Source organism: Enterobacter sp. SM3 (assembly GCF_009811935.2).
GTDB classification, from domain to species: Bacteria; Pseudomonadota; Gammaproteobacteria; order Enterobacterales; family Enterobacteriaceae; genus Enterobacter; species Enterobacter asburiae_D.
The window spans coordinates 2,638,180-2,651,500 of the sequence record NZ_CP099971.1; the positions used below are offsets into that span (position 1 = coordinate 2,638,180).

A 13,321-nucleotide genomic window follows, 5' to 3' on the forward strand; every position below is an offset into this window, starting at 1 on the left:
CGGTTTTGTCAGAGCGAGTGCTCTGGCCGCTGAAGGAAGGATGACGAGCCGGTAGATGATAAGGAAGAGGAACCCGGGTCGAGCCTGAAATTACGCGTTCGGGCCTGTAGCTCAATCACCTGATTGCGCAGTACATCAGAGGAACCGTTGAGTTCTTCTGCCATTGCCACGTTGCTTTGCGTGACCCGCTCCAGCTCCGATAGCGCCAGCGTAATCTGAGAGATTCCTTTCTCCTGCTCTGACGTCGATGCGGAAATGTCGTCCATCAACCGGCTGACATTCCCCGAGCCGGTCACGATTTCATGCATATTTTTCTCTGCCTGTGACACAACGCTGGCCCCCTGGGTGACGTTACTGCTGGTGACGTCTATCAGCGTTTTGATATTCTTCGCGGCCTCTGCGCTGCGGTGAGCCAGGTGTCTTACCTCTTCGGCAACGACAGAAAACCCTTTTCCATGATCGCCCGCCCTCGCCGCCTCAACGGCCGCGTTCAGCGCCAGAATATTCGTCTGGAACGCAATGCCGTCAATGAGCGAAATAATCTCCGTCATCTGCTGTGCACATTCGGTAATGGACTGCATATTGCTGGCGACCTGCCCCATGAGCTCGCCGCCCTTTCGCGCCTGTAACGTCGCCACAGTGGCCTGCTCGCTCGCCAGGCGGGTGTTATCGGCATTGTTCCTGGTGCTCGCGGCCATTTGCTCCATGCTGGCTGCGGTTTGTACTAAAGACGCAGACTGCTGTTCGGTTTTCACCGAAAGCTGAGCGCTCCGTGTCGAGAGCTGATCCGATAAGGTCATAGCGGTTTGCGATGACGCCCTGATCTCACGCACCAGCGTCGCAATGTTGCCGGAAAGACTATTGATCCCCGGGATGAGTCGGCCCGCACAGTTATTGCCAAACTCAGGGATAGAGACGCCAAGGTTACCTGCTGTCACCTCTTCAATACTTTTCTTCACCGTATTGATCGGCGTCACAAGATACTTCGTCATATAGACCCAGAGCAAAAATAGCGCAACGAAGTTGATGACATTAAGCGAAATAAAGAGAGAAGGATTGCTGGAAAATAGAACAACGACACCTGCATTCACCAAAAAAAGAGAGAAAAGGAACCCAATAATAAAGGTCCTGACACTAATATTTTTTAGCATGATAATACCCACATTTTATATTTTGGTCGGCATTAAGACTTATAGCATTGGCTCAGAAGTTTTTCATCGCAAACGACGCTTGTTTTTGGTTTCGCAGTTAGCATCCTGGGATTTGTCTTAAGTCAGATAAAAAGAGCGTATTAGTAAAAATGTTCTGCGCAGGATGCTGTGATACTGGTCTCCCGCCATCTTAAGCGATAGTATCGCCCGCGGTGAGACGATACGATCGCCCTCATATTTAAGGAGCTTTGCTACTGTTATTCGTTTTTGTTAAGCAATGCTTAATACATTAACAAATAGAATATATTTTATATTCTTAATAAGTTTTAGAGTTTTAATATGACTGGTCATTGTTCACGATAAATAACTAATATGGTTTGAATGCGCATGTTCGTTGCCCAATAAAGATGTACCCGGCAGGCGAAATCGGTAACCCTCTCAGGCGTGGGATTGCATAATGCTCAATATATCGTGGGACCCTGTGTTAATCGCTATCTCTTATCTGGTGGCGTTTATCGCCTCCTTTGTGGCGCTGGACAGCGCCGGAAAGATCCCCCTTTCCAGCCGCAAGGCTGCCCTGTTCTGGCGCATTGCCGGTGGGGTTACGCTGGGCATTGGCATTTGGTCAATGCACTTTATCGGCATGCTGTCGATGCAAATGCCCATGATGATGAGCTATGACCTCTGGTTAACTCTTGCGTCACTGGGCGTCGCGGTGGTTGCTTCAGCCACGGCCCTTAATATTGCCGTCACGGGCAAAAAACGTTCTCCCTTACGACTGATCCTCGCCACGGCAATCCTGAGCGCTGGCGTGGTGTGTATGCACTACATCGGTATGGCGGCCCTGATGCTGGATGGCAGCATCATCTGGGATCGCCGCCTTGTGGCGGTATCCGTGATTATTGCCGTTGTTGCCTCCGGCACCGCGCTGTGGCTGGCTTTCCGCCTGCGGGATAAACACAAAGGCGTCTTTATCGATCGCATTCTCGCGGCCTTCGTCATGGGCGCCGCGATTTGCGCGATGCACTATACCGGCATGAGCGCCGCGCAGTTTCAGGAAATGGCGCACACCCTCCCCGGTGGGATTGGCGAGCTGGGGTTATCCATCTGGGTTTCAGTCACCACGCTCTGCCTGCTCGGCGTAATGTTGATCATTTCACTTATCGATTCCCACCGGCGCACCAGCCGGCTGACGGATAATCTGCAGCAGCTCAACCGCCAGCTTGAGCTACAGGCGCGTTTTGACGCGCTCACCGGGCTCGCAAACCGCCACCAGATGGATCTCCGCATGCAGGATTGTCTGCGCAGCGCGCTGCTAAGCAAGAAGCCATTTGCCGTTATTTTTCTGAACGTCGATCACTTCAAGCGTGTTAACGACACCTGGGGTCACAGCGTCGGTGATGAGCTATTGATCACCGTCGCGCAGCGCATCACGGCCCGACTCACGCGTGAGATGACCCTGGCAAGGCTGGGAGGAGACGCCTTTATCCTGCTGGTGCCTGAAGGTGATGACGAAAAGCTCAACGCCCTGCTCACCGCGTTGCTCGGGGATGTTCGACGCCCTCTGTCTATCTGCGGGCATACGTTGAGCACGACGATTAGCGCGGGCGTCAGTCTCTATCCTCAGGACGGGGAAACGCTGCACGAGCTGAAGCTCAAGGCGGATGCAGCCTTACATCATGTTAAAGAAGATGGCCGCAACGGCTGGGCGATTTACCGGGCCGAGATGTCAACGGCGATCCCGGCGAAACCCGGTTTCCTGCAGGAGCTCTCTCAGGCGCTTGAACGCGATCAGTTTGAACTGTGGTACCAGCCAACCTGGCATGCGGAAGATAAAACGATTCATGGTTTTGAAGCCCTTCTGCGCTGGCGACATCCTGAGCAAGGGGTTGTGTTGCCTAATCTGTTTATCCCCTCGCTGGAACAAACGGGTTTAATTATTCCGGTAGGTAACTGGGCCATTGAAGCGGCATGCCGACAGCTTCATTTCTGGACTGAACAAGGGTTCAGCCAGTGGACGTTGTCGCTCAACCTATCCCCCGTCCAGTTCGAACAGCCTGACATTTTCCATATCATTTCGTCGATGCTGGAAAAATATAACCTGCCTCCGTCGCGGCTGATCCTTGAGGTAACGGAGAGCACCGCGCTTAAAAATCTCGACCGCAGCATTGAGTTGCTCAATGCGTTTAATCAAGCGGGGATCGTCGTCTCGATTGATGATTTTGGTACGGGCTATTCCAACCTGCTGATGCTTAGCGTGCTTCCGGCTAAAGAACTCAAGATCGACAGAAGCTTTGTAACGTCGATGCTGGAAAATGAAAAAAGCTACAAGCTGGTTGAAACCATCATCAGTATCGCCCGGACCATGGAGATGAATGTAGTGGCAGAAGGGATCGAAACGGAAGAACAGCAGTCGGTCCTCACCCGTCTCGGCTGCGATTACCTGCAGGGCTACCTTTTTTCCCGTCCCTTACCTGCCGAACAGGTGCCGTGGCTGCTTCTGCAAATAAACTCCGACAGGCAAATTATACCCATCAATAAAATTCAAACGGACCCCGCATTTATTTCACAAAAAAATCATGCCTGACGGGATTTTGTAGAGTATGTTTCAAAGGAGTACACGCGAGTCAATTCTGTCAAGACTGTCGGCCACAGTGTGCCAATGAACAGGAAATGCCTATGTCGCAACCTTGTTTTGATGCGTTGAATGTAATTAAAACCCCCGTGTGGCTCATTTCACCCGTGTCGGAACAGATCATTTTTGCGAATGTGGCCGCAGCGCAGGTCATGGGGGATAAAACGCTCGATGACCTGCGCAAAGGGATCTACTCTGCCAGTGCGCAAACCCTCCTGTCGATGTATGTACCTGAACTGAAAACGGAGCAGGAGATCGTCGAAATCTGGACAACGAGCCGGGATGGACAGGATACGCCGTTAAGCTGTCGCCTCTCACTTGCCCACTACGCGCCCTGGGGAGATGTCATTGTTTTCGAGGGTGTCTCCCAACAAATACTCTCAGGATTGAAGGCCAGCCGTTCCGCCACCTACCGGCGGAAAAAACAGGGTTTTTATGCGCGCTTTTTTCTGACCAACAGCGCCCCGATGCTGCTAATCGATCCTGCCCGCGATGGTCAAATCGTCGATGCGAATCTGGCCGCGCTCAATTTTTATGGCTATTCAAACGATGACATGTGCAGTAAGCATACCTGGGAAATCAACACCCTGGGGCGTGATGTGATGCCCATTATGACTGCGATTGCCGCGCTGCCCGGCGGACATAAGCCGCTCAATTTTGTTCACCGCCTTGCCGATGGTTCCACCCGTCATGTTCAGACGTATGCAGGGCCCATTGAGATCTACGGTGACAAACTGATGCTGTGCATCATCCACGACATCACCGAGCAAAAAAGGCTGGAGCAGGAGCTGGAACATGCGGCGTTACGTGACTCCATGACGGGATTACTCAACCGGCGCCAGTTCTACGCGATTACCGATCAAAGCAACCTGAATAAACTTCCTGCGCAGCAGCAATTTAGCCTGCTGCTGGTGGATACCGACCATTTCAAAAACATTAACGATCTGTTCGGTCATCTGAAAGGCGATGAGGTGCTTATCGCCCTTTCCCGGACGCTGGAAGCCTGTAGTCGGGAGGGTGATATGGTGTTCCGCTGGGGGGGCGAAGAGTTCGTCATCCTGCTGCCGCGCACCTCTCTCGACACCGCGATGCAGATTGCCGAGTCAGTCCGTGCAGCCGTTGCCCGTATTACGATCCCGGGCTTACCGCGCTTTACCGTCAGCATTGGCGTGGCGCGGCACGATCAGGGGGAGAGTATTGACGAGCTGTTTAAGCGTGTGGACGATGCGCTATATCGCGCTAAAAATAATGGACGCAATAAAGTCCTTGCTGCATGAAACTGGAGTATCCAGGAAAGCCCCGCTACAATGCCCACCTCGAATCAATTAGCTTCAGGTGGGTTAAAGCTGCAATGGGAAAAACCGAAATAATACTCACCTTAATTATTCTACTCCTTATTATATTTGGCTTATGGTTTATTTTTAGCGGAGAGATCTGGTATCTCGTCGAATTTCTTGAAAATAGCCTTTACCCAACCTTCGACGTACCGTAACGCACGTTTAATCGCTGGTTTCACCTACCGAATATGTCGGGTATCTGCTTCCCTTACTGCCGCGTAAAATACGCGGCGTTATCCTCCAACAATGTTGATAACGAATCACTTATTCATTTGCTTATGTTGCCCGTGCTCTGACGGGCTTTTTTATTTCCGGCAATTCAGCCATGCCAGGCTATATCTTAATCATCTTTATTGAAAAAGGTGAGGAATGATGAGCAAGAAGATCCTGATGCTGGTTGGCGATTACGCCGAAGATTACGAAACCATGGTGCCTTTTCAGGCTTTGCAGATGATTGGCCATCAGGTAGATGCGGTCTGCCCCGACAAACCGAAGGGTGACTACATCATGACGGCAATCCATGACTTTGACGGAGCCCAAACCTATAGCGAAAAACCGGGGCACCGGTTTACCCTTAACGCCGATTTTTCCACCGTCAAGGAACAGGATTACGACGCGCTGCTCATCCCGGGCGGGAGAGCGCCCGAGTATCTGCGGCTGAATGAGGACGTGTTAAAGCTGGTGCAGGCATTTGACGCCGCGCGTAAGCCGATTGCTGCAGTGTGCCATGGCCCGCAGCTGCTTGCTGCCGCAGGTGTCCTGAAAGGACGAACCTGTAGCGCCTATCCGGCCTGTGCGCCTGAGGTACGCCTCGCGGGTGGGCACTACGCCACTATCGGCATCGATCAGGCCCATGTAGACGGCAACCTGGTGACGGCTCCCGCCTGGCCCGCGCATCCGCAGTGGCTGGCGAAGTTCAGTGCATTGTTAGAATAACAGAGACCCGGCATCGGCCATGCAGAACGGATGAAGCGATACCGCGTACTGCAGAACTGGCGCGCGAGTGCGCCAGTTCTCGTTAAACGTCAGTGCTTCTCAATATACATTGTCCGGCTATACGCCACGTCTTCCGGGTTTTCGATGGGGTAACCTTTTACCCAGGGCTTAATCAGGCGACCATTGGTGTACTGGTAAATTGGCGCGATAGGGGCTTTCTCCATGAGGATTTTCTCCGCCATGTTGTAGTCCGCATTACGCGCTTTCGCCGTGGTTTCCAGCGTTGCCTGGTGGATAATTTTATCGTAGGCCGGTTCATTGAAACGCGAGATATTGCCGCTGTGGGTTGAGGTCAGCAGAGACAGGAAGGTCGACGGCTCATTGTAATCGCCTACCCATGACGCGCGGATCACATCAAAATTGCCGGTATTACGACTGTCGATATAGGTTTTCCACTCCTGGTTTTGCAGTTTGACATCCACCCCGAGATTTTTCTTCCACATGGACGCCACCGCAATGGCGATTTTCTGGTGGTTTTCCGAGGTGTTGTACAGCAGAGTCAACTTCAGCGGACGCTGAGGACCGTAGCCTGCGGCCTGGAGCAAGGTTTTCGCCTGAGCATTCAGCTCTTGCTGGGACATCTGCTCGAACGGTGAAGGCTCAGGGGTGAAGCCCGCCGTCACGTCAGGGGTGAAATGCCAGGCCGGCTTCTCGCCTGTACCTAATACCTTTTCTGCCATAATGCGGCGATCGATAGTCATGCTCAGCGCAAGACGAACCCGGGCATCGGCCGTCGGGCCCTTTTGCGTGTTAAACGCATAGTAATAAGTTCCGAGCTGAGGCGGCGTATACACCTGGCCCGGAATGTCCTTCAGGAGCTTCTGATACATGTTTTTCGGGAACGATTCGGTGATATCAATATCCCCCGCCAGATAGCGTTTGGTGGCGGATGATTCCTGATTGATCGGAATGAAGGTCACTTTTTTCAGGACAGTTTTCGCATTGTCCCAGTAGTGCGTATTCGGAACGACAACCAGTTTTTCATTCACCACGCGGTCGTTCAGGACGTATGCGCCATTGCCCACCAGGGCGCCCGGACGCGTCCACTCTTTGCCGCTTTCAACGTTCGCTTTTTGCACCGGATAGAAGGCAAAGTTTGCCGTCAGGTTGCTAAACCAAGGTAGGGGTTTGTCCAGCTGGACGCGTAACGTCCTGGCATCCACCGCCGTCACGCCCAGGGTGTCAGGCGCAGCTTTACCATCAATAATGGCCTGGGCGTTGTTGATTCCCGCCAGCGCCGCAAACCAGGCAAACGGAGACGTGGTTTTCGGGTCAACCAGACGCTGCCAGCTGTAGACAAAATCCTGCGCGGTGACGGGCGTACCGTCAGACCATTTCGCGTTGTTACGCAGGGTGAAGGTCCAGATACGGTTATCGTTGCTCTGCCAGCGCGTCGCCACGCCCGGGGTCAGTTCCCCTTTCTCGTTCTGATTTACCAGCCCTTCGAAAAGATCGCGAATCACCTGAATCTCGGGTAATCCCACTGCTTTTGCCGGATCGAGCGAAGCCGGTTCGTCTTTAATATGCCTGACTAGCTCCTGTTTTTGCGCCAGTACCGTGCCCTGTGGCACATCAGCAGCGTACGAGAGTGTAGAGAGTCCGCACAGGTACAGTGCAGCACAGAGACGCGAAACAGGATGCTTCATAAGATCCCCTTTAATGAATTCAGGTAACAAGCAGATGCGTAATTATTTGTTTCGAAACAGAGAAATGCAAATACCTTCGTCCGGAATAGTGATTTGAGGCAATTCTCAGCCTTCACGGAAACTATTTGATTAACAGCGAGTTTTGCACAACACTGCCAGTAGAGACTTCTTTATCAGGATTTCGTATGGCAATCACCCGACCACGAGCCGAACGCGGCGCCTTTCCGCCGGGCGCTGAGCAATATGGCCGCTCATTTTTAGGCGCATCGCTGATCTGGTTCCCGGCGCCCGATGCCGATCGCAACAGCGGTTTGGTCATTGCCGGCACGCACGGAGATGAGAACTCGTCCATCGTCACCCTTTCCTGCGCGCTGCGGACGCTGACGCCGTCATTGCGACGCCATCATGTGATTCTTGCCGTCAATCCGGATGGCTGTCAGCTTGGATTACGGGCGAATGCGAGGGGGGTCGACCTGAACCGTAATTTCCCGGCGGCAAACTGGCGCGCCGGAGAAACGGTTTATCGCTGGAACAGCTCCGCCGAGGAGCGGGACGTGGTGCTGCTGACGGGAGACAAGCCTGGTTCCGAGCCAGAAACGCAGGCGCTGTGCCAACTTATCCATAAGATCCACCCTGCATGGGTTGTCTCCTTCCACGATCCGCTGGCCTGTATTGAAGATCCGCGTCACTCCGAACTGGGCGCGTGGCTGGCGCAGGCTTTCGCCCTGCCGCTCGTCACCAGCGTGGGCTATGAAACCCCCGGGTCCTTCGGAAGCTGGTGCGCCGATTTAAGCCTGCCCTGCATCACCGCTGAATTCCCGCCGATATCCTCCGACGAAGCCAGCGAAATTTACCTAAAAGCGATGATGGAGCTTCTGCGCTGGCAGCCTCAAAGGTGAAGCACGCCGCTGGTAAAATTAAGCGCAGGTGAAACGTCAACCGCCAGCCACGTCGGGCCGTCCAGATCGGCAAAACGGACCTGATTGACCAGCGGCAGCGCCGCGCCGATCGCCCGGGATGTACAGAGCATGCATCCCAGCATCAGGGAAAAGCCCTGCGCCTGCGCTTCCGCCGCCAGGGCAAGCGCTTCTGTCAGCCCGCCGGTCTTGTCGAGCTTGATATTGACCATCTCATAGCTCCCCTTAAGCGCGCTCAAATTCTCGCGGGTATGGCAACTCTCGTCCGCGCAGACGGGCAGCGGATGGATAAAATTCTTCAGCGCCGCATCATCCTTCGCTGGCAGAGGCTGCTCCAGCATCGCCACGCCCAGGTCGGCCAGCAGCTGGCATCGTGCGGCAAGCCCCTCGGGATGCCACGACTCGTTGGCGTCAACAATCAGCGTGGCCGAGGGCACCGCCGAGCGAATGGCGACCATCCGCTCGCTGATCAGGCGATCGTCGAGCTTCACTTTTAACAGCGTGGCCCCGGCGTCATAGAGCGCTTTTGCGCTGGCGGCCATCTGCTCCGGCTCACCAATCACGACCGTTTGCGCCGTCACGACGGACTCCGGCAGCGCCACGCCCAGCAGGGTCGTCAGCGATTGTTGCTGCTTAGCGGCCTCAAGGTTCCAGAGCGCACAGTCGACGGCGTTACGCGCTGCCCCGGCGGGTAAACGCTGCTGTAACGCCTCGCGCGTGAGCCCTTTTTGCAGGTCAGGCACCAGGGTCATGATATGCGCCATCACCGACGCAGGACTTTCTCCGTAGCGCGGGTAAGGCGTACATTCCCCGACGCCTTTAACCCCCTCTTCTTCGATCTCAACCACGACCACGCTGGCTTCACTTCGGCTGCCGCGGGAGATCACAAACGGGGTATGCAATGGCCAGGCTTCTTCATAGACCTTAACGCTTCTCATCACTGACTCCTTGCGGCCCGGAAAGGCGAAAAATTTGGTTTGCCGTGTTATCCGCTGATGGCATACACTAGCCACGACGTTAACTATATGTAAACAGGAAGATATCTATGTCACAACTCGTTCATTTCCAGGGCAACCCGGTTGCTGTTGCAGGTTCCATTCCGCAGGCTGGCAGCAAAGCACAGGCTTTTACTCTGGTGGCTAAAGATCTGTCTGACGTCACACTGGCTCAGTTTGCGGGTAAACGCAAAGTACTGAACATTTTCCCAAGCATTGATACCGGCGTTTGTGCCGCATCCGTGCGTAAATTCAACCAGCTGGCGACTGAAATGGACAACACCGTTGTGCTGTGCATTTCCGCTGACCTGCCGTTTGCCCAGTCCCGTTTCTGCGGTGCCGAAGGCCTGAGCAACGTGATTACCCTCTCCACCCTGCGCAGCGCAGATTTCCTCGAGAAATACGGCGTCAGCATCGCGGAAGGCCCGCTGAAAGGTCTGGCAGCACGTGCTGTACTGGTTCTTGATGAAAACGACACCGTCGTCTTCAGCGAACTGGTTAACGAAATCACCACCGAGCCGGACTACACTGCCGCGCTGGACGTGCTGAAAGCATAATAAGTACTTAGCATTCTATACAACTTATTCTCAACCTCGCCGCGGCGGGGTTTTTTATTGCACCAAAGCTGAATCGATAAAGCTAAAGTACGCACAAGTCACATTAATCATGCAATAACTTAGACTATATGTAACATGAGCGTGATCAATAACGCATAATAATCGTTAAAATTCCCTATTTTCATCCCCAGTGAAGCGCATCACATTTCCCTTTTTGTCTAAACATTAGATTTGCTTACGAAAGAAAATAATCGTTTCAGCAAAAAGGATAATATATGAAGATTAAATTCGCTTTTACGCTCCTTGCGGTACTGATTTCTGGCCATGCAGCGGCCAAAACTTGGGTGCTGACAAGCGCTGAAAGCAGCGTAGAGAAAGGAAACTGGAAGATTTCCAGTGATGAGCTGAAAGTTAAAGACCAAACGTTCAGCATTGAGCAAAAAGTCTTGCACGGCGGTAAACAGGAAGGCAGCAAAGTCATCATTATTAGCAGCAAAGACGGCCTGACCATTACCCTGAGCCCGACCCGCGGGATGAACCTTCTGCACGTAGAAGGCTTTGGCACCCGACTGGGGTGGAATTCCCCCGTTAAAGAGGTCGTTAATCCGGCTTATATCAATCTTGAAAGCCGCAACGGTCTAGGCTGGCTGGATGGTTTCAACGAGATGATGGTGCGCTGTGGCTATGAGTGGACCGGGCACCCGGTCACCGCGGACGGGCAAATTTATACCCTGCACGGCAGGGCCGGTAATACCCCTGTTTCGCAGGTCGAGGTTGAAATCGCCGATGCCGCCCCGCATGAGATCCGCGTTCGCGGTTTGATCAAAGAGAGCACGTTTAAAAAAGCGGATCTGCAAACCATGACCGAACTGCGCTACGTTCCCGGAACCAACCAGTTCAGCCTGCATGATGTTCTGACAAACCATGCAGATTACCCTCATGATTATCAAATCATCTATCACAGCAACTTCGGCACGCCGATCCTCGAAGAAGGCGCCCGTTTCCTGGCGCCTGCGGTGAGCGTGAGCCCATTCAATGACTACGCTAAAGCGGGCGTTAACGACTGGCAAACCTATGCCGGGCCGACAAAAGGCTTTGATGAGATGGTCTTTAACATTAAGCCGCTCGCGGACAATAACCACGAAACGCTCGCGGCGGTGGTCAATAAAGCCCGAGATAAAGGCGCGTCAATACAGTTTGATACCCGCCAGCTGCCCGTGCTGACCTTATGGAAGAACACCGACACGCTGAAGCAGGGCTACGTCACGGGCATTGAGCCAGGCACCAGCTACGCCTACCCCGTTACGATTGAACGCGAGCAGAAGCGGGTTAAGCAGCTGCAGCCCGGTGCCAGCGCGCAGTTTGACCTGACCTATACCCTGCTGCACAACCCGCAGCAGGTGAAAGACGTGGAAAGCAGGATTGCGTCGATTCAGGGAGAGACAAAAACAGAAATCGTTAACACGCCGATGGCGAAGGAATAAACGTAAAGTAAAAAGCCTCTTTGCAGAGGCTTTTTTGTTATTCGTCGCCTTTCTTATGATTCAAACCGTACTCGCGCAGCTTGTTCGCAATCGCGGTGTGCGAGACGCCAAGACGTTTTGCCAGCTTGCGGGTGCTGGGATAGCTGCGGTACAGCTGCGTCAGCACCGAACGCTCAAAACGGCTGGTGATATCATCCAGCGAACCTTCCATCGCCTCTTCGCCGACAGACACCGTCCCCGCGTCGTAATCAGGCAACAGAATATCCTGCGGACGCAGTTCGTAGCCTTCCAGCTGGGTCAGCGCACGATAAACGGCATTTTTGAGCTGGCGAATGTTGCCCGGCCAGCCGTAGCGCATGAGCACCGTGCCGAGATCGGCAGACAGCTTCGGACGCGGCACCCCCTGCTCGTCGGCAAAGCGGGCGACGAACAGCTCCGTTAGCGGCATGATGTCCTGCGGACAATCGCGCAGCGGGGGAATATTCAGCGTCAGGACGTTGAGGCGGTAATAGAGATCTTCGCGGAAGATCCCCTTTTGCACCAGCTCAACCAGGTTTTTCTGGGTGGCGCAAATGACGCGCACGTCCACATGCACCTCGTGATCCTCACCGACTCGGCGGAACGTTCCGTCGTTCAGGAAACGCAGCAGCTTAGCCTGCATACGCGGCGACATTTCGCCGATCTCGTCCAGCAGCACGGAGCCGCCGTTAGCCTGCTCGAAGAACCCTTTCTTGCCTTCCGGCGCGTGACCAAACAGCTCGCTCTCAACGGCATCTTCCGGAATAGAGGCGCAGTTAAGTGCCAGATAAGGCTTGGCCGCACGCGGGCTCGCCAGATGCACGGCGTGAGCCAGCAGGTCTTTCCCGGTGCCGGTATCTCCGGTAATCAGCAGCGGCGCGGTCAGGCTTGCGAGCTTGCGCGCCTGATCAACCACGTGGCGCATTTTCGGGCTGACGGCAATAATCTGGCTGAATGCGCCAACGTCCTGGCTGGAGAGGTTTTGCAGCTGGCGCCCCATGCGTAACGTCGAGCGCAGCATAATCACCGCCCCGGTCAACACGCGGGTATTCCCTTCCCCTTTCAGATAGACCGGCGTGATCTCCATCAGGAAATTCTGCCCGTTAATCACCACATGCTCACTAAGCGTGTTCTGCGGATTGCTGTCCAGCCAGCGCTGGAAGTTAAAGCCGGGGATCAGCTGCGCCGCGTTGTGATTGCTGAGCTTCTCCTGGCTCTGTGCGAAAAGCTGGCAGCTCGCGTGGTTAACGCGCTCAACTTTGCTTTTCAAATCCAGGGAGAGGAACGGCTCTGGCATGGCTTCCAGCAGCGCGCTCAGCGCCAGGTGCTCACGCTCAGAGGGCATCCAGGGAATGGTGCGTACATCCGTAACGCCAGCGATACGGCGGATTTCCGCCATCAGGCTACTGAAGGTATTAAATTCAATTTCGGCAAAATTGAGGTAAATTCGCCCGACAGGATCGATCTCAATGCCACGTAAATCAATGCTACGTAAAACAAGAAGATCGAGTAATTCGCGGGTCAGACCGAGACGGTCTTCACAGAAGACTTCAAGACGCATGGGAAATTCACCGTTTTAAGCCAA

At 54.0% G+C, this 13,321-nt stretch carries 11 protein-coding genes; 7 read left to right on the forward strand and 4 right to left on the reverse strand.

Annotated features, from left to right (window positions below; all coding sequences use genetic code 11):
• Positions 1 to 8 precede the first annotated feature (8 nt).
• Positions 9 to 1,151 (reverse strand): methyl-accepting chemotaxis protein, encoded by a 1,143-nt coding sequence (locus GVO84_RS12440; protein WP_159514317.1) that lies wholly within the window; start codon positions 1,149 to 1,151, stop codon positions 9 to 11.
• Positions 1,152 to 1,608: 457 nt separating this feature from the next.
• On the opposite strand from GVO84_RS12440, the gene GVO84_RS12445 reads away from it, so the two are divergent.
• The 4 genes from GVO84_RS12445 (at position 1,609) to GVO84_RS12460 (ending at position 6,059) form a co-directional block, all read left to right on the forward strand.
• Positions 1,609 to 3,738: a putative bifunctional diguanylate cyclase/phosphodiesterase gene (locus GVO84_RS12445; RefSeq protein WP_159514318.1), complete on the forward strand. Its 2,130-nt coding sequence runs from the start codon at positions 1,609 to 1,611 to the stop codon at positions 3,736 to 3,738.
• Positions 3,739 to 3,830: 92 nt separating this feature from the next.
• Positions 3,831 to 5,063 carry a sensor domain-containing diguanylate cyclase gene (locus GVO84_RS12450; protein ID WP_159514319.1) on the forward strand — a complete coding sequence of 411 codons (1,233 nt, stop codon included), beginning with the start codon at positions 3,831 to 3,833 and terminating at the stop codon, positions 5,061 to 5,063.
• Positions 5,064 to 5,137: 74 nt separating this feature from the next.
• Positions 5,138 to 5,278, forward strand: a complete 141-nt coding sequence (locus GVO84_RS12455; RefSeq protein WP_159515642.1) for an Ecr family regulatory small membrane protein — start codon at positions 5,138 to 5,140, stop codon at positions 5,276 to 5,278.
• A 217-nt stretch (positions 5,279 to 5,495) separates the two neighbouring features.
• Positions 5,496 to 6,059 (forward strand): DJ-1/PfpI family protein, encoded by a 564-nt coding sequence (locus tag GVO84_RS12460; protein ID WP_159515643.1) that lies wholly within the window; start codon positions 5,496 to 5,498, stop codon positions 6,057 to 6,059.
• A gap of 89 nt (positions 6,060 to 6,148) precedes the next feature.
• On the opposite strand, the gene GVO84_RS12465 is transcribed toward GVO84_RS12460, so the two are convergent.
• Positions 6,149 to 7,765, reverse strand: a complete 1,617-nt coding sequence (locus tag GVO84_RS12465; protein WP_121423919.1) for a peptide ABC transporter substrate-binding protein — start codon at positions 7,763 to 7,765, stop codon at positions 6,149 to 6,151.
• A 185-nt stretch (positions 7,766 to 7,950) separates the two neighbouring features.
• Here GVO84_RS12465 and mpaA point away from each other — a divergent pair, with 185 nt between their 5' ends.
• The gene (gene mpaA, locus GVO84_RS12470; RefSeq protein ID WP_159514320.1) at positions 7,951 to 8,664 is read left to right on the forward strand and encodes a murein tripeptide amidase MpaA; all 714 of its coding nucleotides are present in this window, start codon (positions 7,951 to 7,953) and stop codon (positions 8,662 to 8,664) included.
• On the opposite strand, the gene ycjG is transcribed toward mpaA, so the two are convergent.
• The gene (gene ycjG, locus GVO84_RS12475) at positions 8,655 to 9,620 is read right to left on the reverse strand and encodes an L-Ala-D/L-Glu epimerase (RefSeq protein ID WP_159514321.1); all 966 of its coding nucleotides are present in this window, start codon (positions 9,618 to 9,620) and stop codon (positions 8,655 to 8,657) included. The genes mpaA and ycjG overlap by 10 nt on opposite strands.
• Before the next feature lie 107 nt (positions 9,621 to 9,727).
• Here ycjG and tpx point away from each other — a divergent pair, with 107 nt between their 5' ends.
• Complete coding sequence (tpx, locus tag GVO84_RS12480; RefSeq protein ID WP_023335907.1) at positions 9,728 to 10,234, forward strand: thiol peroxidase; 507 nt, start codon at positions 9,728 to 9,730, stop codon at positions 10,232 to 10,234.
• A 275-nt stretch (positions 10,235 to 10,509) separates the two neighbouring features.
• Positions 10,510 to 11,718 (forward strand): aldose 1-epimerase family protein, encoded by a 1,209-nt coding sequence (locus GVO84_RS12485; protein WP_159514322.1) that lies wholly within the window; start codon positions 10,510 to 10,512, stop codon positions 11,716 to 11,718.
• A gap of 37 nt (positions 11,719 to 11,755) precedes the next feature.
• Here GVO84_RS12485 and tyrR read toward each other — a convergent pair whose 3' ends face one another.
• The gene (gene tyrR, locus GVO84_RS12490; RefSeq protein WP_023312028.1) at positions 11,756 to 13,297 is read right to left on the reverse strand and encodes a transcriptional regulator TyrR; all 1,542 of its coding nucleotides are present in this window, start codon (positions 13,295 to 13,297) and stop codon (positions 11,756 to 11,758) included.
• Between the last annotated feature and the right edge of the window lie 24 nt (positions 13,298 to 13,321).